General features: G+C 47.9%; 24 protein-coding genes, 1 pseudogene and 1 other annotated feature. Of the genes and pseudogenes, 14 read left to right on the plus strand and 11 right to left on the minus strand.

What is annotated here, in order from left to right; translation table 11 throughout:
* The first annotated feature begins 47 nt into the window (after positions 1-47).
* Positions 48-1,634: a peptide chain release factor 3 gene (locus ABN764_RS22395; protein WP_446673164.1), complete on the plus strand. Its 1,587-nt coding sequence runs from the start codon at positions 48-50 to the stop codon at positions 1,632-1,634.
* 29 nt (positions 1,635-1,663) lie between these two features.
* Here the strand turns inward: ABN764_RS22395 and ABN764_RS22400 are convergent, their stop codons facing one another.
* From ABN764_RS22400 to sspI, 3 genes are all read right to left on the minus strand, one after another.
* Positions 1,664-2,539 carry a class I SAM-dependent methyltransferase gene (locus ABN764_RS22400; protein WP_446673165.1) on the minus strand — a complete coding sequence of 292 codons (876 nt, stop codon included), beginning with the start codon at positions 2,537-2,539 and terminating at the stop codon, positions 1,664-1,666.
* 5 nt (positions 2,540-2,544) lie between these two features.
* Complete coding sequence (locus ABN764_RS22405) at positions 2,545-3,621, minus strand: MerR family transcriptional regulator (protein WP_446673166.1); 1,077 nt, start codon at positions 3,619-3,621, stop codon at positions 2,545-2,547.
* 185 nt (positions 3,622-3,806) lie between these two features.
* On the minus strand, positions 3,807-4,034 hold the full coding sequence (gene sspI / locus ABN764_RS22410; RefSeq protein WP_028533687.1) for a small acid-soluble spore protein SspI: 228 nt from the start codon (positions 4,032-4,034) through the stop codon (positions 3,807-3,809).
* Positions 4,035-4,192: 158 nt separating this feature from the next.
* Between sspI and ABN764_RS22415 the strand changes: the two genes are divergently transcribed.
* The 5 genes from ABN764_RS22415 (at position 4,193) to yunB (ending at position 9,516) form a co-directional block, all read left to right on the plus strand.
* Positions 4,193-4,861 carry a potassium channel family protein gene (locus tag ABN764_RS22415; RefSeq protein ID WP_021254279.1) on the plus strand — a complete coding sequence of 223 codons (669 nt, stop codon included), beginning with the start codon at positions 4,193-4,195 and terminating at the stop codon, positions 4,859-4,861.
* 8 nt (positions 4,862-4,869) lie between these two features.
* Positions 4,870-5,694 (plus strand): TrmH family RNA methyltransferase, encoded by an 825-nt coding sequence (locus tag ABN764_RS22420; protein WP_446673167.1) that lies wholly within the window; start codon positions 4,870-4,872, stop codon positions 5,692-5,694.
* Positions 5,695-5,830: 136 nt separating this feature from the next.
* On the plus strand, positions 5,831-6,529 hold the full coding sequence (locus ABN764_RS22425; protein ID WP_446673168.1) for a metallophosphoesterase family protein: 699 nt from the start codon (positions 5,831-5,833) through the stop codon (positions 6,527-6,529).
* Between the two features lie 147 nt (positions 6,530-6,676).
* Positions 6,677-8,278 (plus strand): S-layer homology domain-containing protein, encoded by a 1,602-nt coding sequence (locus ABN764_RS22430; protein ID WP_446673169.1) that lies wholly within the window; start codon positions 6,677-6,679, stop codon positions 8,276-8,278.
* A gap of 227 nt (positions 8,279-8,505) precedes the next feature.
* Positions 8,506-9,516, plus strand: coding sequence for a sporulation protein YunB (gene yunB, locus ABN764_RS22435; RefSeq protein ID WP_446673170.1), 1,011 nt, complete (start codon positions 8,506-8,508; stop codon positions 9,514-9,516).
* Between the two features lie 125 nt (positions 9,517-9,641).
* On the opposite strand, the gene ABN764_RS22440 is transcribed toward yunB, so the two are convergent.
* A complete protein-coding gene (locus ABN764_RS22440) occupies positions 9,642-10,739 on the minus strand; it encodes a M23 family metallopeptidase (RefSeq protein ID WP_446673171.1) in 1,098 nt (365 codons plus the stop codon).
* Between the two features lie 157 nt (positions 10,740-10,896).
* Here ABN764_RS22440 and lipA point away from each other — a divergent pair.
* Both lipA and ABN764_RS22450 read left to right on the plus strand, forming a co-directional pair.
* Positions 10,897-11,799: pseudogene (gene lipA, locus ABN764_RS22445) on the plus strand (lipoyl synthase); the annotation flags it as partial.
* A 186-nt stretch (positions 11,800-11,985) separates the two neighbouring features.
* The gene (locus ABN764_RS22450) at positions 11,986-12,672 is read left to right on the plus strand and encodes a YutD family protein (RefSeq protein WP_419149803.1); all 687 of its coding nucleotides are present in this window, start codon (positions 11,986-11,988) and stop codon (positions 12,670-12,672) included.
* A gap of 124 nt (positions 12,673-12,796) precedes the next feature.
* Here the strand turns inward: ABN764_RS22450 and ABN764_RS22455 are convergent, their stop codons facing one another.
* Together ABN764_RS22455 and spoVV are read right to left on the minus strand one after the other, a co-directional pair.
* The gene (locus ABN764_RS22455; protein ID WP_021254271.1) at positions 12,797-13,633 is read right to left on the minus strand and encodes an NAD kinase; all 837 of its coding nucleotides are present in this window, start codon (positions 13,631-13,633) and stop codon (positions 12,797-12,799) included.
* 122 nt (positions 13,634-13,755) lie between these two features.
* Positions 13,756-15,045: a dipicolinic acid transporter SpoVV gene (gene spoVV / locus ABN764_RS22460; protein ID WP_268626032.1), complete on the minus strand. Its 1,290-nt coding sequence runs from the start codon at positions 15,043-15,045 to the stop codon at positions 13,756-13,758.
* Between the two features lie 535 nt (positions 15,046-15,580).
* On the opposite strand from spoVV, the gene ABN764_RS22465 reads away from it, so the two are divergent.
* Positions 15,581-15,970: a globin domain-containing protein gene (locus tag ABN764_RS22465; RefSeq protein WP_142545924.1), complete on the plus strand. Its 390-nt coding sequence runs from the start codon at positions 15,581-15,583 to the stop codon at positions 15,968-15,970.
* Positions 15,971-16,071: 101 nt separating this feature from the next.
* Positions 16,072-16,776 (plus strand): DUF2225 domain-containing protein, encoded by a 705-nt coding sequence (locus ABN764_RS22470; protein ID WP_065290678.1) that lies wholly within the window; start codon positions 16,072-16,074, stop codon positions 16,774-16,776.
* A 96-nt stretch (positions 16,777-16,872) separates the two neighbouring features.
* Here the strand turns inward: ABN764_RS22470 and ABN764_RS22475 are convergent, their stop codons facing one another.
* Positions 16,873-17,103 carry a hypothetical protein gene (locus ABN764_RS22475; RefSeq protein WP_174807468.1) on the minus strand — a complete coding sequence of 77 codons (231 nt, stop codon included), beginning with the start codon at positions 17,101-17,103 and terminating at the stop codon, positions 16,873-16,875.
* On the minus strand, positions 17,100-17,279 hold the full coding sequence (locus tag ABN764_RS22480) for a YycC family protein (protein WP_138184507.1): 180 nt from the start codon (positions 17,277-17,279) through the stop codon (positions 17,100-17,102). Before ABN764_RS22480 ends, ABN764_RS22475 begins: the two co-directional genes overlap by 4 nt.
* Positions 17,280-17,412: 133 nt before the next feature.
* Between ABN764_RS22480 and ABN764_RS22485 the strand changes: the two genes are divergently transcribed.
* Together ABN764_RS22485 and ABN764_RS22490 are read left to right on the plus strand one after the other, a co-directional pair.
* Positions 17,413-19,203, plus strand: coding sequence for a M3 family oligoendopeptidase (locus ABN764_RS22485; RefSeq protein WP_268626030.1), 1,791 nt, complete (start codon positions 17,413-17,415; stop codon positions 19,201-19,203).
* Between the two features lie 63 nt (positions 19,204-19,266).
* Positions 19,267-20,454, plus strand: a complete 1,188-nt coding sequence (locus ABN764_RS22490; RefSeq protein WP_446673172.1) for an MFS transporter — start codon at positions 19,267-19,269, stop codon at positions 20,452-20,454.
* A gap of 146 nt (positions 20,455-20,600) precedes the next feature.
* On the opposite strand, the gene ABN764_RS22495 is transcribed toward ABN764_RS22490, so the two are convergent.
* Positions 20,601-21,857, minus strand: a complete 1,257-nt coding sequence (locus ABN764_RS22495) for a methyl-accepting chemotaxis protein (protein ID WP_021254263.1) — start codon at positions 21,855-21,857, stop codon at positions 20,601-20,603.
* A 237-nt stretch (positions 21,858-22,094) separates the two neighbouring features.
* On the opposite strand from ABN764_RS22495, the gene ABN764_RS22500 reads away from it, so the two are divergent.
* Positions 22,095-22,493, plus strand: a complete 399-nt coding sequence (locus ABN764_RS22500; protein WP_174807478.1) for an O-methyltransferase — start codon at positions 22,095-22,097, stop codon at positions 22,491-22,493.
* Between the two features lie 147 nt (positions 22,494-22,640).
* On the opposite strand, the gene ABN764_RS22505 is transcribed toward ABN764_RS22500, so the two are convergent.
* Together ABN764_RS22505 and ABN764_RS22510 are read right to left on the minus strand one after the other, a co-directional pair.
* Entirely contained in the window at positions 22,641-22,874 is a 234-nt protein-coding gene (locus ABN764_RS22505) for an alpha/beta-type small acid-soluble spore protein (RefSeq protein ID WP_005551150.1), read from the minus strand.
* A gap of 148 nt (positions 22,875-23,022) precedes the next feature.
* A complete protein-coding gene (locus ABN764_RS22510; protein WP_446673173.1) occupies positions 23,023-23,988 on the minus strand; it encodes an aldose 1-epimerase in 966 nt (321 codons plus the stop codon).
* A gap of 215 nt (positions 23,989-24,203) precedes the next feature.
* Positions 24,204-24,498: a binding site (T-box leader), on the plus strand.
* A gap of 78 nt (positions 24,499-24,576) precedes the next feature.
* Here ABN764_RS22510 and trpS point away from each other — a divergent pair.
* The gene (trpS, locus tag ABN764_RS22515; protein ID WP_446673174.1) at positions 24,577-25,563 is read left to right on the plus strand and encodes a tryptophan--tRNA ligase; all 987 of its coding nucleotides are present in this window, start codon (positions 24,577-24,579) and stop codon (positions 25,561-25,563) included.
* The last annotated feature ends 12 nt before the right edge of the window (positions 25,564-25,575 follow it).

Here is a 25,575-nt window from a genome sequence, read left to right on the forward strand (position 1 = left end):
GTGTTACAATAGGACTTACGTGATTTTGTGATGAGAGGGCTAACGATATGAGTAAATTATCCGAACAATTAGCGCAAGAGGTAGAGAAGCGTCGTACCTTTGCGATTATTTCTCACCCAGACGCCGGTAAGACGACATTGACAGAAAAGCTGCTCCTGTTCGGTGGCGCCATCCGTCTCGCAGGTACGGTCAAGGCTCGTAAAGCGAGCAAGCATGCAACGAGTGACTGGATGGAAATCGAGAAGCAGCGTGGTATCTCGGTTACGTCATCGGTAATGCAATTTGATTATAATGGGCATCGGGTTAATATCTTGGATACACCAGGTCACCAAGACTTCAGTGAAGATACGTATCGCACATTGACAGCTGCGGATGCTGCTGTCATGTTGATCGACGTTGCGAAGGGTGTCGAGGCACAGACCATTAAGCTGTTCCAAGTATGTGCGAAGCGTGGTATTCCGATCTTTACGTTCATCAACAAGCTCGACCGTGAAGGTCGCAGTCCGTTTGAGCTGATGGAAGAGATTGAGCAGGTGCTTGGAATTCGATCTGTGCCAATGAACTGGCCGATTGGTATGGGGCGCGGTCTATGCGGTGTATATGATCGCATGAAGAATCAAGTCGAGCTGTTCCAGGATGATAACACGAAGATTAGTGTGAAGAAGGTTGAGGATTACAACGATCCGGCCATTCGCCAAATTGCAGGGGACTATTTGCATGATCAATTGTGTGAAGAGTTGGAATTGTTAGACGTAGCGGGAGACGAGTTCGATTATGAGAAGGTAAAGCGCGGCGAATTGACACCCGTCTTCTTCGGAAGTGCGGTCAACAATTTCGGCGTGCAGACATTCTTGGATAACTTTCTTCAGCTTGCTCCGAAGCCAGCTCAGCGCCAATCGACGGAAGGGCCGATTGAGCCAACGAACGAGAAGTTTACGGGCTATATTTTCAAAATTCAAGCAAATATGAACCCTGCCCATCGGGATCGCATTGCCTTCTTGCGCATTTGCTCCGGCAAATTCGAGCGCGGGATGTCCGTTAAACATGTACGGGCAGGCAAGGAGATTAAGCTTGCGCAGCCACAGCAATTCCTTGCCCAGGATCGGGATATCGTACAGGAGGCATTCCCAGGCGATATTATCGGTCTGTTCGACCCAGGCATTTTCCGGATTGGAGACAGCTTGAGTCAAGGTGGAGAAGTGGTGTTCGATGAACTGCCAACCTTCTCTCCTGAGATTTTCGCCCGGGTGACGGTTAAGAATGCATTGAAGCATAAGCAGTATCAAAAAGGCGTCGATCAGTTGACTGAGGAAGGTACAATTCAAATATTCCATTCCGCAGGCGTATTTGATGAGACGATATTGGGCGTAGTAGGTCAGCTCCAATTCGAGGTATTCGAATATCGGATGAAGGCGGAGTACGGCGTTGATGTGATGATGCAGCGTCTAACGTACCAGTTCGCAAGATGGGTAACAGGCAATCCGAAGGATATTGATCCAACGAAGTTCCGTATCAATTCACAGCTCGTGAAGGACAAGAACGGCAATTTTGTCGCATTGTTTGAGAACGAGTATGCGATGCGTACAGCTATGGACAAAATGCCAGATTTGAAGTTTATGGAGACAGCTCCTTAAGGAAAATAGACGACAAGAAGCCCGCCAGATTATTGGCGGGCTTTGTCATTATCCCAGACCCACAGGCCTGTATAGGAGGGCAGTACGACACTGCCATCACTTTCTGGCGTGAGGAACCTGCAGGCGGTGGAACCGAAAAACCAGCTTGTGATCTGCTTGGCCTCCTCCATCGAAGGGAAGCGGAAATGCGTGCTTAATTCCGTGCGCTCGAACCCGTAACGTTCTTCTAAGTCTCGAATGTACGTCCGCAATCCAGGGGGGACTTCGGGAGCGGCTACCCCCGTTCCAAGTGTCTCCCAAATCGCGATACATCCACCGGGACGCAATATGCGTCTTAGTTCACTCATGATGCGATCTAGTAAACTGCCCTGTTCTTCACTTGTATTCCCTTCACAGGCACCATAACAGATTGTCCAGCCTGCTAGAATGAGATCAGCAGAATGATCAGCAAGCGGAAGCTTGTGGTGCAGTGCTTCATGTGTGGACAGCTTAGCGGCTGTAGGGGCGCTTATTCGTCCCAAGGATACATCAAGCCATATATTGTGCTTTAGCTGCTCTAGCATCGCTTCAGATGCGTCACAGGCTACATAGGAACCAGATTGCCAATCTCTGTTGGGCATGTCAGCTAATACAACTCGAGTAAATCTTCCGGTTCCTGCACCAATTTCGATAATCCGCTCATAATGCCGCTTATTGAGCACCTGCTGTACAGAGTGCCGCCATTCCTGCTCGATATCTTCGTACTGGATCATACGGTCATAATCGGCAGCCTGCTGGGCATAGACGGTGTCATGATCCGGTTTCATTTTCGTGTTCGCTTGCTTGGTTTCATCCGATTGAGGTACAAGTGTCATTTTGCGATCTCGGGGTTGGGCGGTACCATCCTGCGCTGATTCGATTGTCACGGCTCTTACACCCTCTCTTTGGAAATCGTCAGCATGTGCATTAAATGATTCAACTGTTCCGGCTTTACCTTGAAACCTTGCTGCTCTAACCATGGAATCAATCTGGAACGATCGGCGAAATATTCGTCGTGGAGTGCTTCAATCCCCTGCACGTCCCCTGCAGCTGTCAGCTGGTCAATAAAGGTAGCGCGATGCGCCTCATCCCGGAACATTAGGTCTGCGATTACAATGCGTCCATCAGGATGAAGTAACCGGATCATCTCGGCAAGGGCGATCTCTTTCTGATCATCGGTTACATGGTGAAGCGCATAGGTTGATATTATGAAGTCAAATTGTTCATCCGCTATTGGCAAAGCCAGCATGTTGCCTTGCAGCAGCCGAATATTCGGCCATTTCTCCCGACATCGCTCGAGCATTGCGTTTGACTGATCAATGCCGGTCATATCTGCCCCCAGGCGCAAGCAGCGGCCAGCCAGATTGCCCGTACCAATCCCAATTTCAAGTCCTCTTTCTCCGGTCTTTGACTCTTGAATCGCCTCAAGACATACCCTGTCAAGAATGGCCTCATAATCGGCGTGGACATCCAATGGCCCCGTACCGTTCGCTACAGCGTGATCATATTGTCCTGCCTGCTTGTCAAAATTCCAGCGGTCGCTCCAATCACTGCGCAGCTTCTGGTAGCGTCGTGATTGTTCGCCAATGGCATGTAAATCGTTCATCATCATCTCTCCTTGATTCACTTGATCGGAATCATAGCCGTTAAGCAGCTTGTCAATTTGGCCGAGGAGCCGCTTCAGCTCGGTATATTGCAGGGCCAGCTCTTGCCGCTTTTCTAATAAAAAAGGATGGACAGACGCCATATTCCCTTGAACTGCATCATCAATACAGCAGCGAATTTGCTCGACTGACAAATTCATCTCCCGCAGTGCGCCTATTGTCCGCAGCCGGCTTATATCCGTTTCATTGAATACGCGATAGCCATTCTGTTCTTTGGCGAGCGGAGGCAGTAGACCTTTCTGCTCATAGAAGCGTATTGCTCTCGTTGTCATCCCAAGCTGCTCTGCAGCTTCTTGAATTTTCATTGGGCATCGGCTCCTTGCTTGGTTATGCTTTCATTGTATAGTTTGACGCAGCGTCAATGTAAAGCGATATGTAAAAAAAGACGCAGAACCGTTATCCCTCTATTCAAGGGTAATGGGTTCTGCGTCATTGTAATGTGGATATACATAATTGCATTTCGTGGATGCGGGCAATGTAGATCTGATGATTATTTGCCAGCTTGTTCGTCTTGCAGTTTGCTCTGAAGCGTATCGATAAGCTGCTGACGAGCCTCGCTGCTGCTCGCCTTCCAGATCATTTCGAACAGCACACCCAATCCAGGCAATGCGCGTTCATCGTAATCGATGGAGCCCTCAATCATATCTACGATATCTTCATCGGGCTTGTTTTTTACCTTTTGCACAATGGCTTGACGCAAATTCAATGTGACGGCCACAGGCAGTCCTCCTTCCTTCGCGTGTGCTTGCTTCATGCTATAACATTCCCTGAGATGAGGACAGTCATTCAAGGAAGGGATTCGCGTTTCACCTACAGAGATGGGCATGCTATAATGAAGGGTATAGAATGTTGTCGGAAAATGGGGAAGGTGAACCTATGGCTGCCAAAAAACAATTTGCCATTATCGGTATGGGCCGATTTGGCACAAGTATAGCGAACAGCTTAAGCAAAATGGGATTTGAAGTGCTTGCGATTGATTCGAGCGAGCAGAAAATTCAGGATGTAGCGAATATGGTTACGCATGCGGTATCCGCAGAATGTACGGATGAAGAAGCGCTGAAAGCGCTTGGTGTCCGCAACTTTGACGTAGTCGTTGTTGCCATCGGGCAAGATATACAGGCAAGCATCCTGACTACGCTCATCCTGAAGGATCTAGGTGTGCCGACGATCGTTGCCAAGGCGCAGAATGAACTGCACGGCAAGGTATTAAGCAAAATCGGTGCTGACAAGGTCGTATTCCCTGAACGTGATATGGGGATGCGCGTTGCGCACAACCTGATTTCGCCGAATATTTTGGATTACATCGAGTTGTCTGATGACCACAGTATTGTAGAGATTCGTGCGACGCCGCTTATGATCGGCAAGAACTTGAAGGAACTTGATATCCGCGCGAGGTATGGATGCAACGTTATGGCAATTAAGAACAACGGCAAGACTAACATTTCTCCATATGCAGAAGATCGCATTAAAGAAGGAGACGTGCTTGTCATTATTGGGCAGAACGAACATTTGAATACGATGGAGCTGGCATTTTCGGAATCATGAGAGAACCATTGAGCATTACATCGATACAGAATAATAAAGTAAAGAGCTGGGTACAGCTAAAAGAACGAAAGCACCGCAACCGTGAAGGCTTGTTCATCGTGGAAGGCATCCATCTCGTACTGGAGGCTCTGCGCTCTGATATGCAGGTGGATGTCGTGGCGTATGACATGAACAGCGGAATACCGCAGGAGTTGGAGCCATTCCACTTGCGAGAAGAGGGGGGACTATCATCCTCTGGTCGTGCTCCGGGCACGGAGTGGATTGCAGTGACGGATGCGATCATACGCAAATGCAGTGATACCGAGACCCCGCAGCCTGTCTTCGCTATTGTCCATAAGCCTGCTGCATCGGTAGACAGCTTGCTGGCATCACCGAACTCGCTCGTTGTTGTTGTGGATGGCGTACAGGATCCTGGCAACCTAGGGACGATTATCCGTACCGCAGATGCAGTTGGCGCACATGGTGTCGTCATTGGCAGAGGGACCGTTGATCTCTATAATTCGAAGACGATTCGTTCAACTATGGGGTCGCTATTTCACTTGCCGGTTGTAGAGGGGGATTTAGCTGAGCTGCTTCCTGCTGCGCAAGCAAGCGGGGTTCGCCTAGCCAGCACGAGCTTGCAGGCAACGCATTCCTGCTATAGCTATGACTATCGACCGGCGACATGGCTTGTCGTTGGCAATGAGGGGCAAGGCGTCTCTCAGAATGTGCAATCGTTCGTAGATGATACGATTATTATTCCGATGCGTGGGCAGGCGGAATCGCTGAATGTAGCCATGGCTACTACAGTGCTGCTCTATGAGGCAATGAGACAGCGTCATTACTCGCAATAGATCCTGTGGTATAAATGAATATCCCTATAAAATAGTATTTGAATAGACAAGAGACTGGAAAAGGATTGATTTACTGCGCGTTCCTTTGTCCGGTCTTTTTGCATATGCGGGACTTAATCAGAGGAGGTTCAGTCTATTGAAGTATTTCATGAGTGATATACATGGTGAGTATAAGGGGCTCGAACAATTGCTAAAGTACGCGGAGATCGATTTAACTAAGGATCAGCTTGTGTTCGGCGGGGACTATATCAATCGTGGAAAAGAAAGCGGCAAAGTCCTCATGAAGATCAAGCAATTGGTAGATACATATCCTAACAATGTGATTGCGTTGATTGGCAATCATGAGGAAATGATGAGGGATTACTATCAACACGGTGATAAGCTATGGCTGAAACATGGAGGGATCGATACTCTTAAGGATTTTTCGAGGGCATTTGCTGATGAGTCGGAGATGCATAAATACATAGAATGGGCCTGCGGTCTGCCATTACTCTACGAAGATGATGAATTTGTTTATACGCACGCCGGATTAAATCCTCATGAACCGTTATATCAACAGAATAGAGGTATACTTTGGATGTCAGAGTCGGATTTTTACAGCATTCCGAAGTCTATTCTTCAGAGGTTGACCGACAATAAGCCTATCGTTCATGGCCATACGCCAGTAGAGCGAATCTATTTTGACGGAGTTCGTCTGAATTGCGACATGGGTTCGAATACGTACTCGATTAAAGAGGAGCGGGGATTAGGTTTAGTCAATGTGAGTGAAATGATCTATATCGTCTATAAGACAGCTCTGAAAAAAATGGAGACACGCAATGTTAACCGAATGTAATAAAGGTAACCCCTCATATGTTCCTATTATCATACAAAAATGTATGATAATTTCCATTATTTAATTATCTATCAATGTTCTCTTTTTTGCTAGGATGGAAGATAGGATAGCGCAATCTATCATCTCTAGTAAAGTGAGGATATCGAAGTGACCTTTCGACGCAAAATTGTATTGTTAACGGCTGTAGCCGCGATGTTTATAACCGGAAGTTTGGCATGGGGAGAATCGAAGAGTGCGGGCTCAGGTTTGCCATTCGATGATATTGCTGGTCTATACGGGCAGCAGGATATTGTCACCTTATATAAGAAAGGCATTGTGACCGGCTCTGGTAATCGACGCTATGAACCAGAGAAGTCGGTGACCCGGGCAGAATTAATCAGCATGATCAATCGGATGTTTAATTTGCACCCTGTGACAAGCGACATTCCTGCTTATGATGACGTGCCGCGCAGCGCTTGGTATTATGGTGCGGTTCAAGCAGGGTCATTGCTGCATTTGGTACAGGGAACAGGGGAGAGAAGCTTTCAGCCGCAACAGCCTGTAACCCGCCAGGAAGCAGCTGCAATGATTGTGCGGGCGTTCAAGCAATCTACGAAATCCGGCTCTGGCGTATTATCTTATCCAGATTCATTCGATATCGCGAAATGGGCAGTACCGTATGTAAGCATTATGCAAAAGCTGGACCTTATGACTGGTGACGATAAAGGGTTCCGGCCAAATGATCCGCTGACCCGGCAGGAGACGGCCGTCGTACTGAATCGGGCGCTTCAACGTCCTGATTGGTCGAAGGCTCTGACGAAGACTCCGCCGAAGCGCATCGAGATGGGATGGATGCATGAGCTTTCGACGCAGCAGTATATAGAGAAGGTTTCGGGATCAACCGTTAATACATTATCGCCAAGGTGGTTTTTCCTTGATGCGAAGCAGACGGTTTCGGATCAAACCGACAAGACGCTCCTATCGTGGGCGAAGCAGCATGGCAAGCAGGTGTGGGCACTTGTAGGCAATCGCTTCAATGCGGATTTGACGCATCAGGTGCTTACGGATCCGACGAAGAAAAATGCAGTCATTGCAAAGCTGTCAGGCTTTGTGAAGACATATGGGTTAGATGGTTTAAATCTTGATTTTGAAAATGTGCGACCAGAGGATAAACAGGCCTTAACAGCATTCGTATCGGAACTGGCGGCTAAGCTGCATCAACAGAAGGCAGTCCTATCTATTGATGTGTCTCCAGACTTGGGGACAGATTGGACGGAGGCGTTTGACTATGCAGCACTCGGCAAGTCTGCGGATTATTTGGTCCTGATGAGTTATGATGAGCACTGGGATGGTGCGCCAAATGCGGGATCTGTGTCTTCACAGCCATGGGTGCAGCGCGCGCTGGATAAACTGCTGGAGTCGGTGCCGTCTAACAAAGTCATCGTAGCACTTCCCTTCTATACGAGAGATTGGACGATAAAAGAAACAGGTGTTACTTCTCGTGAAATGACATTGAACGAGCAAGGGGAACTGCTGCGTTCCCGCAAGGTTAAATGGGATGACCGAACTTCACAGTATATCGCTGACTTCATGGATCGAGGAATAAGACATCAAGTGTGGGCAGAAGAAAGCCGCTCCCTGAGTTCGAAGTATGCAATGGCGAGCAAACGCAATGTGGCGGGATTTGCCTATTGGTATGTAGGTGCTGAGACGAACGATGTATGGAAGGCACTAGATAATCAGTGGAGATATTCTTCGTTAACATTTTGAAACAGGTTACATGTACGTAATAAATTGAATGGTGAATGAAAAAGTAATGGAGCAAATCGGACTATTTTTATCATTCATATCGAACGAGCAATCCGTGTTAATCTGGTTGCTCGTTTTTTTTGTCCTGCAATACATTACACGGTTGAATTCTTCTTTTTTCCCTCGGGCAAGCATACACTGAGAACGTACAGGCTGCTCGTTGCACCGACCGGAAGGGGGAATCGGATGTGAACAGGTGGCGTTCGAGCGGGTTCCGTGCGCGGCGATGGAGATGGCCGAAAATATCTTGGAGCAAGCGCCGTCCAGGCTGGAGAGCGTCAGGGTGGCGTCCACGGCCGAGGCTGCCAGTTGCAAGTCAATCAGAAGCCAAAAATGTATCATCAGGCTGGAGCAGCAGACAAGCGAAGCCGAAGCGAAAACGCAGAGCCTTCTTCATTGCGCTCGTTATTTTCACGCTATTGACAGTGCAATTGTTCGTCTACGTGGATAGAAATGTGAAGGGGCCGCTCATGCATTTGGCTAAAATTCGTGTAAAGCAAATTGCGACGCAGGCCATTAACCGAGCGATTACCGATCAGGTGATGCGTGGGCGAGAACTCGATAAGCTGATTGAATGGAAAACCGATTCACGTGGTAAAGTGACAAGCTTCGTCTTGAATTACAACGAGCATATGCGGATTACCTCCGAAACGGTAGATATTGTAGAGTCCTCGCTCAAAAATATTCATGAAATCAGTGACAAGATTCCGCTTGGTCAAGCGCTGGGCAGTCCACTGATTGCTTCCTTCGGCCCACGGATACCGGTTAAGATGGAGCCGCAGGGTGCGGTTAAGGTGGAGTTGAATACCCGCCCTATGGACGTTGGCATCAATATGGTACTGGTTGAGGTGTATATCAAGGTGACGGAAGAGGTCGCGATTGTCATTCCATTCGATCTGGAGCCTGAAGTGGTTGAAACTCAAATTCCAATCTCCTATTTGCTCGTCGTAGGGGATGTTCCAATGTACTATTATGATGGCAAGGGCCAGCCAGTGGGAGCGAATCGGGAAAAAGCCCCTGCCTTGTCGCTGCCTATGCAGTCGGTTCCAAGCAGCGGAGGAAGCGGGAGTATTTCTTCCGGCAGCAAGCAGGAAGGGATAACAGTTCCAACACAGACTGAAACGCATGCTGATCCGACAGCTCCGGCCGAGACTGGTGATGTGCAGCAGCATGGCGGTAACGGCAATACTGGATCGTGATCGGAGTATGGCGCACTGTATCAGATGCGCAATGGAATGTGTATGGGATTCGTATATGAAGAAGGGGCACATTCATCGGTACGGCCGAAAGATGTGCCCTTTTTGCCTTATTTAGAACCCAATCGTTAGCGCCGCTTGGAATTCAGCCGCTTGCGTTTATCGGATTGTTCCCACTGGTACAGAAGCGGATACGGATCGAACGCGTACTCGACTAAGCCGCGATCGCGATATACGCCATAGTGGAGATGCGGAGGGAACTTGCCTGATGTGCCAGGCTTGCCATATCCAGAGCTGCCAATCCATCCGACTGTCTGACCTGGGGTGACGATATCGCCAACCTTAATATGTTTCTCATAACCAGACAGGTGGGCGTAATAATGATATATGTTATTCAGATCACGTATGCCGATCCGCCAGCCGCCGTAACGGTTCCAGCCTTTCACCTCAACGATGCCATAGCAGGTGCTGCGCACAGGAACCCCATATCCGGCAAAAATATCGGTGCCTTCATGAATACGATACCCCCCGTAATGCCGTCCCATTCCAAAAGTACTTCGATATGAATAGGAGCTTCCAAGAGGCAATGGAAAAGTGTACTCGAACAAATCTACTTTATCGAAATGCTCGAAAATCCGCGCATACTGCTGGACACGCTGAACAGCACGCGGATTGGAATAATAATGCCACAGTCCATTGCCAAAATCTTCGACATTAGGCCCATAGGCTCCAATGATCGAAGCGACGCTGTAGAGCAAGTCCACATCATTCGAGGCGTCCGCACGCTTGTCCCCGGAACCGTCGCGTCCAATACCTCTAAAGATAGATATCGACTTCGGGTTGTCATCATTGATATCCGGGTTCAGCATGCCAGCCCATTTACGGGGATCCACATATACGCCTGTTAGTCGATCTGGATGTTTACGCTGTTTTGGGTTGGCTTTGGTCAAAGCCCGCTCGTACTGGTCGATGGCAGCTAATCGGTACCAAGGGATACCGGTCAGAATTGACATTTGCTCATATAAATTTCGACGCTCTTTCCATACATCCCCTGCCGGGGATGGTGCCTGACCAGAATCTTTGGCAGCTCCAGACTGCTGGCTAGACTGAATCTTTTGCTGCTGTGAACCAGACGGAGCGGCATGAACCGACACCGCCGAATGTGGTGTCATCAGCCCCAGCCATAAGGCAAGTCCTGCACATAGATAAGATGGAGCTTGTCTCATGTCTTCATTTCCTCCTTATTCCATACCTGAAAAGGTTGATTTAATGTTAGAATGTGCGTAAATGGCCTTTTTATCCAAGCAATGGACACGTAGGTATAGATTTTGAAGGGTTCATGGTATAATACAGAATTAGGTCAAGGTTAAGCGAACAAGAAGGAAGGTAGACTCCATGAAAACGAGAGAGCAGAAGCAGAAACCAGATTGGATACGCATCAAGCTGACTACCGGAGAGAACTATTCCGAGATTAAAGATATGATGCGCTCCAAAACGTTGCACACCGTATGCGAGGAAGCACGTTGTCCGAACATTTATGAATGTTGGGCAAATCGTACGGCGACGTTTATGATTTTGGGAGATATCTGCACTCGTGCTTGCCGCTTCTGTGCGGTCAATACCGGCATGCCGACGGAATTGGACTTGCAGGAGCCAGAACGCGTAGCAGAAGCTGCAGAGCGCATGGGCTTGCGCCATTGTGTCGTTACATCCGTAGCCAGAGACGATTTGAATGATGGAGGAGCATCGATCTTTGCAGAGACGATCCGGGCGCTACGTCGCCGGTTGCCACTCTGTAGTGTGGAAGTGCTTATCCCGGACTTCATGGGTAATTGGGATGCACTTAAGTTGGTTATGGACGCAAAGCCAGACATTCTCAATCATAACGTCGAGACGGTAGAACGGTTATCCGACCGTGTACGTGCGAAGGCGAAGTATGAACGCACACTTGAATTGTTGAAGCGTGCGAAGGAAATGCAGCCGAACATTCCTACGAAATCCAGCATTATGCTTGGCGTAGGGGAAGAATGGGATGAAATCTTGCAGACAATGGACGATCTTCGCGCCGTTGATTGCAACATTATGACAATTGGACAGTATTTACAGCCGACGAAGAAACACTTGTTCGTTGAGAAATATTACACTCCAGAACAATTTGCAGAGCTGAAGAACGAAGGATTGAAGCGTGGGTTCAGCCATGTGGAATCGGGACCGCTTGTCCGCAGTTCCTACCATGCGCATGAACAAGTCCAGTCCGCTCATAAGTCCATGGCTACACAAGCGTAATCGTGTTGTTAGCCGCTGGCGATGAGACGGAGTTCGCCTAAAGAGTGACCGTTCGAGAAGCCGATGTTCAGCAGCGGGAAGAATGCATCATCTACTCGATGTCCCAGTCTCCTTACAAGTTGCTAGCGACTTGTAAGGAGCAGCGGCGGCAATCGGGAGGAGAGGGAGCATGCAGGCCTCTATGTTATGGGAACAACCTCGATAAAGCGCGCTCCTCCGTTCGTGCTTGAGCCTGCTGCGGCAGGGGAAGGGGGAATCACGGACGTGATTCAAATTGGAGGCAGATCGTACGAAGTCATTCATGAGTACAAGAACGCATGGAATCCGGAAGCATTCAAGGGTCGCTATAGCGAAGTATTAGAACGGTATGATTACATTCTAGGGGATTGGGGATACAATCAGCTTCGCCTCAAAGGCTTCTTCCGTGACACTCATGCGAAATCCACTAAGGATAGCGCCTTGTCCGGAATGATGGATTACATTAATGAATATTGCAATTTCGGATGCGCCTATTTCATATTGGAGAGGGTAGGCAACAAGGATGTCCGTGTAAGGACTGCTGGAGATCAGGGAGATGAAGCAGAACAAGAAGGTGCAGCAGCATTGGAAGCGCCTACTGCGGATTTGCCGCCGCAGCAACCGAAGCAGGGGATCGTACTCCAGCCGAAGCAAAATAATCAGGATGCAGCAGCGGAACCAGCTGCGAAGCCATCCTCGTCTGAGCGTAAGCCTCGTCATTCGCGCAATCGCAATAAGCAGAATCATGGCAAAGGCGGTACACCGAATCAGTCAGGTGCGCAGCCACGACCTGCTGCGGAATCGAAGGAACGGGCAGAGCGGGTAGAACGCGCACCTAAAGAAGTGCGTTCCTAAGCAGACACAGTGGACTTACCGGCACCGCTTCTCATCTGTTCAAGACGAGGAGCGGTGCCGTTTGCATGAATAGGACACAGCAATGCCCGCCGTCCAGTGAACAGCGGGCATTGTGAAGTTGAACTTATACGTTATAACAGCCGTGCTCGTCATATCCGAGGAAGGCTTCACGCACCCGATTCCAGAACGGGAATGGACGATAGCGAATAAATGTTACCTTCTGATCGGCGACTCTACAGCGTATGGAGCATAGCTGCTCCAACGGAATGTTGATATGATCAACCGTTAGGAGCAATTTCTGCTTCTTCTGAGAATGGATGTCGCAATGATGATGCTTCGGCAAAATAAGCGACGATCCAAGCGTACGATACACACGGTTGTTGATGGATGAAATCTCAGCAAGTTGAATCGATGGGATCGAGGGATGAACCATTGCCCCGCCGAGACTCTTATTGTAAGCTGTACTTCCAGACGGAGTGGATACGCACACCCCATCTCCACGGAACATTTCGAACAGTTCGTCATTAATATCAATTTGAGCGACGAGCGTATTTTCTACCCCTTTAAGCGTAAACTCATTCAATGCGATGTATGTCTTGTTGGAGCCGTTGTCATGAGTAGCGACTTGCAGCTCAATTAGCGGATACTTGACGATGCGTGGTGATATTTGATCTTGAGTTCGATTATCTGCAATCAACTGAACGAGCATCTCAATTTCATCTGGCTTCCAATCCGCGTAAAACCCGAGGTGGCCGGTATGGATGCCAACAAATGCAAGTTGATCAAGCTGATCGATGTATCGATGGAACGCTTGAAGCATCGTGCCGTCTCCGCCTATGGATAATACAATATTCGGTTCGTCATCATCACGTACTAGGCCCCGATCGTTGGCCAGTTGGTGGAACGTGTCAGCTAATGCGGCAGATACGTCGTCTCCCCGGTTCATTACTGCGTACTTCAAGGCGTTGGCTCCTTTGCACTGCTTTTCATTAAGATTTATAACGAAGTATATCCAATTCCATATTATACGTTCCACATCTGGAATACAATCGCCATTTCATCTGAAGCAGATTAGCCGTTCCCTTATCTGCCCATTCGATGGAAGTATCGGAGCAATCCAACAGCCGCTGATCCGATACTCAATATAATGAGAATGGCGAAGGCTGCTAGAAGACCAGTATGTGTGGCTGACCATGCTGTATTCCATACTTTCGTTGGAATTATGTTGTGGTCTAAGTCAGACAGCCACGTAGGGAGCAAGGATTGTACCATTCTTGTATGGAGCAGCGGATACAGGATAAAAGCGGCGAATGCGGCAAGGAAGCTGTGAATGAGTCTGGAAACAAAGAAAGGAATATATCGTAAATCGCACTGATTCATAATACTAACGATTTGGGCATGGACGGACAATCCGCCCCATGACAAAATCCAAGCTGCGGCTACCACTTGTGCATGAGTGCCAGCTGAGTCCGCGGCTCCAGCGCCCTTAGCTCCAAGTGTGACCTCAAATATTCCACCGGAAAAGGCGGATGAGAGGGAGGCGGGGAATTGAACAGTCTGAAGCAGCCCTTGCAGCACAGCCTCCCATACACGCATAACCCCAATTGCGGACAGCAAGTCCATCGCAACGGAGAAAAAGACAACCAGCCCTCCTACAACGATCATAAGCTTTAAAGAGGAGGCAACAGCCTCCTGCAATAAGGTGCCGAGGGAGCGGCCATCCTTCTGCCTTGCCTCATGCATGGCCCAGAAGGCGCGGACAACGAGGGGAGTCTGCCTGACACGCTTCGTCTGTCCATGGGAGGAGATCGGCTCGACAGCTGCTGCTATGGGTGTCATAGGAACATGCGGAGCATGGAATCGCATTAATAGCCCGACGACAAATGCCGCTCCGTAATGAGCAAGTGCGATCGTAAGAGCTAGGCTGGCGTCTCCGAAAAATCCGATGGATACAGCACCTATTAGAAATATGGGATCGGATGACGTGGTGAAGGCGACGAGGCGCTCCCCTTCTTCACGGGAAATGAGCCTCTGCATTCGCAGCTGAGTGGTGAGCTTGGCTCCAACAGGGTAACCGGAAGCATAACCCATAGCGACCACAAACCCGCCGATTCCAGGGATGCGGAACATCGGGCGCATGATTGGATCAAGCAAGGTGCCAATGAAGTGTACAATGCCGAAACCAAGCAGAGCTTCGGATATAATAAAGAACGGGAGCAAGGATGGGAACAGGACGTCCCACCAGATGGCCAACCCCCGTGTCGAAGCGGATAATACGGTGTCAGGATATATGATCATTAATAAAATGAAGAGACCAATCGTTGCTGCGATGAGTACAATCTGGATGGAGGAGCTTGTCCGAGAGCGGCTCATTGTATATTCACTCCCTCTACTTCTTCAGTCAATGGGACGACCACTGCAATACAACATATGATAAAGGGACAACAATCATGCTGTTCACCTGCAGAACAGCGCTGTGATGATACAATTCTGTCTTTATTCTGTAATCAAAACGTAAAGGAAACGCTTGCATTTATCCGTGTCATTTCGGGAAGCATTATGGTACACTAAAAATACAAGAAAGATGAAATGCGTATCCGATCGTTAGGGGTGATTGGTGTGAGCATTATTGCAGGCATCCTTGTTTGCGCTTTTGTTTATGTCATTCGAGAATCGTTAATGGGATCACCAGAAGAAGATTGGTAAAGACAAGGTAAGAAGAGATTACAAACTACGGCCAGACGCTGAACAGATGCTCAGCGTTTTTTTTGTGCTTATTTTTGTGTTCATGACTCATTTGATTGAAACTTCTGCTCGTTTGTAATAAAGTGTTGAACAAGGACTACTTTATTGACGAAATGCTGGCTGTTGATTGCAGTCGCATGATGGAGAATAGATAGGAGCGATTATGGAACGGTACAGTCAAACAATATATGAGGCGATCGGCGGAGAGGCGACGGTTCGGAAGATGGTGGAGGCTTTCTATCCACGAGTCCAGGCTCATCCTTTGCTTGCGCCACTATTCCCAGAGGATATTATGCCGGTAATGGAACGACAATTCATGTTCTTGACGCAGTTTTTCGGAGGACCATCTCTCTACTCTGATCAGTTCGGACATCCAATGATGCGTGCACGTCATCTACCATTTCCGATAACGCGTGATCGTGCAGATGCATGGTTAGGCTGCATGCGGGAAGCGCTTCATGAGATTGGAATGGAGCCAGGGCTGGCAGCGATGGTTATCGATCGCTTATCGGGCCCAGCGTATCACTTTATTAATACGAATGATGAGGCTTAATTCCTTGTTCAAATAGAACGGCTCATGTATTCCATAATAGATTCGTTTTCATGGACTTCGTGCGACTCACATAATCGATCAGCAGAAAAGAGGAACGATTTATGGAGGTTGAACCGCTTTTTACGGTGAAGGTAGGCTGTCCGTACTGTGAACAGGTATTTGTTACTTCGCGTGTACGGCCTCGCTTCAAGAAGCCCTCACGCATTGACAGTGATTTTTGTACGCATTATGACGAGGGCAAGGTGAATCCGGACTATTACGTAGTTCGGGTATGTCCTTCATGTGGATGTGCATCCACAGAAAATTCCTTAAAACATTGGTACGAGCCGCAGCGTAGGAAGTTCGAAGCACGCATCGCGAACCAGTGGAAGAACCGTGATTACGGTGGCGAGCGGACTTGGGAGGATGCGCTTGCAACGTACCAGCTGGCTCTGTTAACAGCTCAGACTATTGGCGAGAGCCATCGTGTGGTTGCTGGTCTTCTTCACCATATCGCATGGTTGTATCGATACCGCAATGATGTGGTAGAAGAGCGTCGATATATGCAATATGCACTTGACGCCTATGTTGCCGTGCTGGAGCAGGAGTGGCGCGATCAGAACGATGCGCGGCTCATTTTTATTATCGGGGAGCTGTATCGCAGATTAGGCGAATTCAATGAGGCTGTGAAATGCTTCAGTAAAATTGTTCATGATAAAAGGATCATGGATGCGGCAATGATCCGAGCTGCTAGAGAGCAGTGGACCCTGATTCGTGAGGAAATGAGAGAAGCAACTGAAAACGCTACATCAAGTATGGCCGATTGAATGAGGAGACAAGAAGACGTGTATCCGGCAGAAGTGGCGGGTACACGTCTTTGTCTTGACCAGTGAAAATTAATCCTCACTGATCCGATGCATTCTCTATCGAATCGCGCGGTTTGCGAGCAAATAATCGTTATCCGCATCGATGATGACGAGGCGGTTGCGACAACAAGGGAATACAAGGAGCCGTTTTTTGCCGTCATGGATATCAGGAAGCTCATTTGGCTTAATGGGAAGAAGGACATTGTCTTTCTTACAAAACGGGCAGGTTGATATATACAGGTCGCCCATTAGCTGATCATACGGCAGTGTATTTTCAAATGGTATCATTCCTTGGTGTTCTCCGATGATTGTTCTGCGCCAGAAGGGCTCTGATCGGCCTTATTAAGCTCCGCGAGCTTCTGTATTAGAATGTGCTGCGGCATATGCATGAGCTGCTCTAAGGGGACATTAAGCGCCTTAGACAGTTTGACAGCGGTGTCTGCGGAGATTGGTAATGGTCTCATCTCACGATCCTCCCTATGCGAGTTCCTATAAATTTTGATATAGTTTAGTTATACACGGTCAAGGTGCAAAACTCAAACTTTGCAAGGTTGAATAGGTGTGGACAAATTAAGCCAAATGAAAGGTGTGTGCACGATGAAACAACCGTTAAGTCAAACATGGGATTTGGATGTCATTTTTGAAGGTGGATCAGAATCCGAAGCACTGAAGGCTTCATTGTCAACCGGTGAGCAGAAGATTGCTTCGATCACGAATGAGCTTAAGGCAATGGCGATTCCTCAATCTGGTAAAGAGGCGCAACAGCTTGCTAAATTGACTGAGCAGCTGCAGCAGTTGATTATAGAGTTGCGTGAGGCCGGTGCTTACATAGGCTGCTTGACGGCACAAAATGTGAAGGATAAGAAAGCGATTCAGTTATCGGATCGTGTACGTTCCATCGGTGCCCGAATGGTAACCTTGGATACGCTTTATGATGAGCTTTTGCGCGGCATGGACGAGCAAGTATGGTCTGAATTTGTTGCACTGCCTGAAATTGCAGGCATTCGTTTCAATTTGACTGAACGCCGTGAATGGGCTCGGGAGAAAATGTCACCGGAGAAGGAAGCGCTTGTAGGCGATTTGGCAACGGACGGATATCACGGATGGAGTGCCAACTACAACACAATCGTATCCCATTTCCGCATCACGCATGAAGAGAATGGGGAGACGGTGCATCTTTCTGCAGGACAAGCTGACAACAAGCTGTCCGATGCTGATCGCTCAGTGCGCGAGGACATGTTCGTGAAGTGGGAAGAAGCATGGGAGGAGCGTGCTGACTACTGTGCAGACGCATTGAACCGCATTGCAGGCTTCCGTTTGAAGCTGTATGAGAACCGTGGATGGAAGGAAGTATTGAAGGAGCCCCTTGCTTATAACCGGATGTCACAGGCGACACTGGATGCAATGTGGGATACTATTACACGCAATAAATCGGCGTTCGTGAAGTATTTGGAGCGCAAGGCGAAGCTGCTTGGTGTGGAAAAACTCACATGGTGTGATGTAGAAGCGCCAATCGGCAGCACGCAATCGAAGATTTCTTATGATGATGGCGCCCGTACAATAGTAGAGCAATTCGAGAAATTCAGTCCTCGTATGGCTAAATTTGCAGTGAATGCTTTCGAGAAGCGCTGGATCGAAGCAGAGGATCGCTCTGGCAAGCGCCCAGGCGGGTTCTGTACTTCGTTGCCTGTAAGCAAAGAAACGCGTATATTCATGACATATGCTGGTACACCATCGAACGTGTCTACGCTTGCGCATGAACTTGGACATGGTTATCATACGCATGTGATGGAAGACTTGCCTCCATTTGCACGGGGGTATGCGATGAATGTGGCAGAGACGGCTTCCACATTTGCAGAGATGATCGTAGCAGATTCTGCGGTGAAACAGGCGAAGGATGAGAAAGAGAAGCTAACACTGCTGGAGGATAAGCTTCAGCGCTCAATTGCGTTCTACATGAATATTCATGCGCGCTTCCTGTTCGAGACTCGCTTCTATGAGGAGCGTAAGCAGGGTGTATTGTCTTCGGAGGAATTGTGCTCACTTATGGAAGAGGCACAGAAGGAAGCGTTCTGTGGTGCACTGGATTCGTACCACCCGCACTTCTGGGCGTCCAAGCTTCACTTCTACATGACGGGTGTACCGTTCTACAACTTCCCATACACATTCGGCTATTTGTTCAGTACGGGATTGTATGCGCGGGCTTTGGAAGAAGGTGAATCCTTCGCAGCGAAATATGATGCATTGCTGAGAGATACAGCGGTAATGACGGTAGAGGATCTTGCACAGAAGCACCTTGGCGTAGATTTGACGAAGCCAGATTTCTGGCAATCGGCGATAGATGTGACATTGCAAGACGTGGAATTGTTCCTGCAAATGACTGAATAAATTAGAGTGACAACGGATAGACCGTGCAAGTTAAATGAGGCTTACATAGAAAGGAAAAACAACTTGGCGACATCAACTAGGCTTCTTAAGCTGTTCCATGCTTTGTTTTACTCAACGAATGCCGTTCTGCTTTCTTATTTGCCGCTTCTATTGCGGGAGCGGGGTTTCGAACCGTTTGAAGTAGGCACTATATTAATGTTGGGGCCTTTTCTGGCGATGTTTGCACAGCCTGCCGCAGGTCTGATTAGCGACCGCATCCGAAAGGTTCGCCCGCTACTAATCGGCTTGTGGATTGTATTGGGAATATCAGCGTCATTAGCTTTTTTGACAACGGATCGTATCCTTGTCGCGGTAAGTATTCTGATTTTGTATATTTGCTATCTTCCATCGATTTCATTGCTTGATACGTTAACAGTTAAAATAGCTAATTCTATGCAGCAATCATATGGAGCTGTTCGCCTTTGGGGTTCAGTTGGCTTCACCGTAACGGCTGTAACGCTAGCACAGGTATTTGATTTGGTGGGCGGAGTGGATTCACTGTTCTGGATGTATTTGCCGGTCTGGTCCAGCTTTTTTATCGGTATGTTCTTTTTGAAGGAACCGAGATATGATGATGGTGAGCCGGATGAAGCGGTGAACATGACCATTTTGAAAAAGGCGCTCACCATTCCTTCCTTGCTTGTATTGCTTGCTCTTATTTTCGTCATCGGGATGCCCCACCGGATGAATGATGCGCTGCTATCGCTGCATATGAGCGATTTGGGCGCAACCTCCGGGCAGGTATCGATTGCATGGGCTGTTGCAGGATTCAGTGAAGTTTTTGGCTTCATCATTATGGGACGAATCATGAAGCGGTATCGAATGTTGACATTGCTTTCCGCCGTAGGCATGCTATATGCGCTTCGATGGCTGCTGTATTCCATAACGACGGAGCCGGTGATGTTAATCGTACTGCAAGGACTGCATTCGATTACGTATGCTTGCTTCTGGGCCTTAGCAATCGAATTCGTAGTGCAGCTTCTCCCGCATAAATTAGCAGCTACAGGACAATCGCTGCTCGGTATGGTGTTCTTTGGCTTGTCCGGATTGGCAGGAGGAGTTATTGGCGGAGCACTGCAGGAATCGTATGGCGGTAATGTCATGTATGGCCTTGGTTTTGTCCTTGCCCTTCTTGGAACATTTGGCTTCATGTTGTGGAACCGCAAGGATCGCAAGCGCACGCTTGCAGTTGAACAAGAAGCGACCGCATAACTTGCATAATGGAATTGGAAATTAAACTTATACTTTACGGTGCTGAATCGCTGTAAGGTAGGTAAATAGGTAATCCAATAACAGCGGGGCAGCCCTTAGTAGCATTCTACTAGTGGCTGCCCCGTTTGTTTTGGTTATATACAATATTAGAATTTGAATACTTGAATCGTACGCTGCAACTGGATCACCTTTTGCTGCATTTGCTCCGTAGCATCGGCCATCGCTTGGACGGATGTAATTTGTTCATTCATAGAAGCAGATACTTGCTCTGTTCCCGCAGCAGATTGCTGTGTAATTGCTGAGATGTTCTCGATGGAGCTTGAAATGTTTACAGCTCCTTCCAGCATCGTATCACTTTCATTCGCGAAGGCGGCAATTTGTTCGGTAATAAATTGAATGCTATCTACAATTTCTAGGAAGATGCGCTCTGTTTCTTTAATTAATTCCGTTTGGGCGTGAACGACCTCTTCATTGACTTGAATATTCGTAATTGCCTGGCGGATGCCTGACTCAATGCTTTTCACCAGAGTAAATACTTCCTTCGTCGAAGCGGAAGATTCTTCAGCAAGCTTGCGAACCTCCTGTGCGACGACTGCGAAGCCACGGCCATGCTCGCCAGCACGTGCCGCCTCGATAGAGGCATTAAGGGACAATAGATTCGTCTGCTCAGCAATGTCAGAGATGGTGCGTGTAATTTTGGAGATGCCATCTGCTTGTCGTGCAAGTTCCTCAATTGTCGAAGCTACTTGATCAGTTGCCTCGATGTTGCGCTGCATGCCTGCGCTTTGTGTCTCGACTGCCGTTCTTCCCTTAGCAACGAGACCGACTGTAAGGGCAGAACGCTCATTCATTTCCTTCGTAGAGTATGTATAGGACTCAACCTTCTGCTCAATTTGCTTGACGGAATCCGACATCGATGCGACATCTTCGGAGATTTCCGCTGCTCCAATCGCAAGTTCATTTGATGAAGCTGTCACCTGTTCCATAACGAGCTTTAAATTGTGGTTCATATGATACATTTCTCTGCTTGATTCGGATACGTGCCGCGTAATATCGGTCGTTTGGCGTAAAATTTCACGAAGCTTAATGATCATGGAATTAAAAGCATGCCCTAACTCGCCAAGTGAATCATTCGTTGTCACGTTCAACGTTTGGGAGAAGTCACCCTTCGATACTTGCAGGGCTGACTGGGCAATGTCTTTGATCGGGGCACTCAATGAACTTTCCAGAAAGTTAATAATGGGATAGCTAACACCGATTAGAATGGCGATAATGATTATCCCGGTTGTAAGCGATACATCAGCTAGGAGTAGGACTATTGTCGCTAATGCGAATAGGCCGACGATACTGTAACAGCCGAACAGCAGCTTTTGTTTGAAGTTTAACTTGTAGAACCAGTTCATAGGACCGCTCCTTTCCCCTGTCATGCCAAAATTTAGAATTTGAAATCATTATAGCATCGGCTGTGAGGATGGTCTATGAAAATGTTAGTAAATTCAACACGATTAGACGAAATTCGTCAAGACGATTTTTCATGATGTAAAAATGTGTTGATTAAAGGAAAATAATCCCTTATACTGTGACTAAAGAACCATAAAATTGAAGCTAAGCTTCTGTCAAAATAGGGAGGAATGAATAAGATGAAGTCTGTCTCGATTCCATTAGCTAGGCAAATAAGCCTAGTTTTTGAGAAATTAGAATCAGAGCTGATTGGTTTGACAGGTGGAACAATTGTAGTTTGTCTTCGCAATGATATCATTGGGAAATTCGGTGTGAAGCACGATGCGTTGGAAAGCTGTGCTGGTGAACTAAAGCCGATTCGACAAGGATTGTCGAGGCAGCAAATTGCCCAATTTCTGCAAACGGCGATTGATGCGCTGAAACATAAAAAGCATTGGACGCATGGGGAGATTGTGTACGATTTTACAGTTAGGCATGGGGAGCTGTATGTCAGCACATGGTTTGAATCGAATCATAATATGGTTCATATTTTGGATAAGAAGGAAGAGAATCTACATACTTACAGAAATGTATCTTAATGTGTTCATTCGCAATTGTCGAATGTTATTTGTAAATAAGAAAGCAGGAGTCCCTTCTAACACCAGTTGGTTGTAGTAGGACGTCCTGCTTTTTTTCGTAAGTATGGGGTGTTGCGTAACTAGCTTAAAAAGGTTCAACAGCTAAGCTTATCGAGCGCGGCCAGCCAATTGCTGTTCAGCAATTTGTACAAGACGCTTCGTGATGTAGCCTCCGATGGAGCCCATATCGCGAGAAGTATAGTTACCGTAGTAACCATCTTGAGAAATTGGAATACCCAATTCTTGAGCAATCTCAAATTTCATTTGTTGAAGTGCTGCTGTTGCTTGAGGAACAACGAGATTGTTGGAACGGCTTCCGCTTCCTTGTTGTTGATTTGGCATGTTGTTCACCTCCTTGTGATAGTTATTATGGAGAGATAGAGATGAAATATGCGAGAGGAAGTGCTCGTTGTGAAATGTAAATAATGCCAAGTTGTCCTGATCTGGCAATGTGGGAGGAACGCAAAAAGGAGGCTTGTCGCCTCCCCTGTTATGGATGTTGGATTTCAAGCTCTAAGTTGAGGCTAACTGGCTTGTTCGGCTCAAGTTCAATCAAGCCTGTAACCTCATTGCCGAATGGAAGATTTGGCGCATCAGGAAGCCAAGTATAAGGCTCTATGCAGATAATTTCATTCGCAGTGCCTCGAGTGTAGAGAACCCAATGCTTGAACCAAGGCTCATTGCCTGTATAGCGGATACGATAACCGTCTTCGCGGGTCAGCCAAGCTTCAGGCTTATGCTCGCCTATGCTGAATACCGTATCGAAGTCGGTTCCTTCTAAGTTCATTCCGGAGAGCAGCTTCTCGTTATCACCCAGCGGCAACGTATTTCCTGTCATAATAAGCTCTTCGTCCAGCTCATACACACCTGTAACAGGAACCTGCAGGGTCCAGCGGTTCGGTTCGCCATCAAGTTGTAACCACGTATGTGTTCCGAAGCCAAATGGTGCAGTCTGCCCACCAACGTTGGTTACTTGCAATTGTTGTGTCAGTTGGCTTCCCTTCAGTTCGTAAGTAAGCTCGAACTGGAGAGGTGTTGGATATTGCTCCATCCAGTGCTTATCTTCAGAAGAATGGAACCGAACCGTGACGATAGCGTGATCTTCGGTTGCTTCGGCACATGTAACTTGCCACGATTGCAAACGATGCAAGCCGTGAATGTGATTGTTGTTGGCTGTGTTCTGATCAAACTGATAGGACACTCCTGCATATTGGAATTGTCCGCGGCGTATCCGTCCAGGCGGCATAAGCATAGGGATGCCGAAGTGGTAAGGTTTGGTCATATAATAATCCAGATCGCTCTCAGCTGGCGTACGCAAAATATCGCGTTCAAGCACTTTGTCCCACAGACGAATGAGATTAGCGCCTAGGGAAGGCAGCAATGTTGCCTCAAGCGTGTCACTGTGAAGAATAACTGTCTCATGATCGTTCCATTTGCCTCTCGTAATCTGATACATGCGAATTGCCCCTTTGCTCGTGAAGTTATGTAATGGTTTGTTATTTTCATGATAGCAAATTCATGCATTAAAGTCATTGAAGCACACAAGGTCTAATTCAAGCGGGCGATAAACGGACAAAGGATAGATTGACAAATACAATGATCTTCGCTATCCTTATGGCTAATTCCTAGTTATGTAGAGCTCGCATAAGTGATAGGATATAATTGAATTCGTGTAAAATGATGATGAGGACAAGTACGCTATGCGGTAGCTCCAGAGAGTCGGTGGTCGCTGTGAACCGACGCGAATGCATAGTTGGAATGGGCCTCGGAGTGCTGTGTTGAACCAGTGATGTGCATGAAGTAGACATAGCCGCAGCTCTGCGTTACAGAGGTCAAGGCTTGCAAAGAGGGAGTCAGCATCGTTTGCTGATGCTTCCTAACATTCGTAGGACTGTGCTTGTTAGAAGTCACAGCCATACGATTATGCAGGCGAATTAGGGTGGCACCACGGTTCTTCGTCCCTTGCGGATGAAGGGCCTTTTTTGCGTTCTCGAGTATGACGATACAAGAATAATGATATTTGTTGAAAAGGAAGTGTTGCGTGATGAAACGCGTATTATCTGGTATTCAGCCAAGCGGTCAATTGACACTTGGCAACTACATCGGAGCAATCCAAAACTTCGTGAAGCTGCAGGAAGAACATGAGTGCTTCTTCATGGTGGTAGACCTGCATGCCATTACTGTACCGCAGGATCCGGAAAAATTGCGTGAGCAGACAGAATCTGTAGCTGCCTTGTATATTGCGGCAGGCCTCGACCCAAGCAAGTCGAACATTTTCCTCCAATCTCATGTTCATCAGCATGCAGAGCTTGGATGGTTGATGACGACACTCACCTATATGGGTGAGTTGGAGCGGATGACGCAATTTAAGGATAAGTCGGAAGGGAAGCAGTCAGTTGGATCGGGCTTGTTCGTATATCCATCTCTTATGGCTGCGGATATTTTATTATATCAAGCCGATCTTGTTCCCGTTGGCGATGATCAGAAGCAGCATTTGGAGCTTACTCGGGACTTGGCTGCACGCTTCAACGGGCGTTTCGGCGACTTCCTGACTGTTCCAGAACCGTATATCCCGGAAGTCGGCGCACGGATTATGTCATTGGATGACGCCTCCAAGAAAATGAGCAAAAGTAACCCTAACCCTGGAAGCTTTATTGCCTTGCTAGATGATCCTGCTGTTATTCGAAAGAAAATCAGCCGTGCGAAGACGGACTCTGAAGCGCTTGTGAAGTACGATCCTGCGAATAAGCCGGAAATCAGCAACCTGATGAGCATCTATGCTCACGCTGCTGGTATGTCCATTGCTGACATTGAAGCAAAGTACGAGGGCCAAATGTACGGGCCGTTCAAGAAAGATTTGGCTGAGCATGTCGCTACGCTCATCGAGCCGCTTCAGGCCCGCTATCATGAAGTAAGACGCACAGGTGAACATCACGAGGCGCTGCGTCGTGGTGCTGAGCGAGCACGTGAAGCGGCAGAGCAGACATTGACGGAAGTGAAACGCCGGATGGGCTTCGTGCTCCCGCAATAAATCTAGGACGAT

The sequence above is a fragment of the Paenibacillus wuxiensis genome, assembly GCF_040195695.1.
GTDB lineage: Bacteria > Bacillota > Bacilli > Paenibacillales > Paenibacillaceae > Paenibacillus_B > Paenibacillus_B suaedae.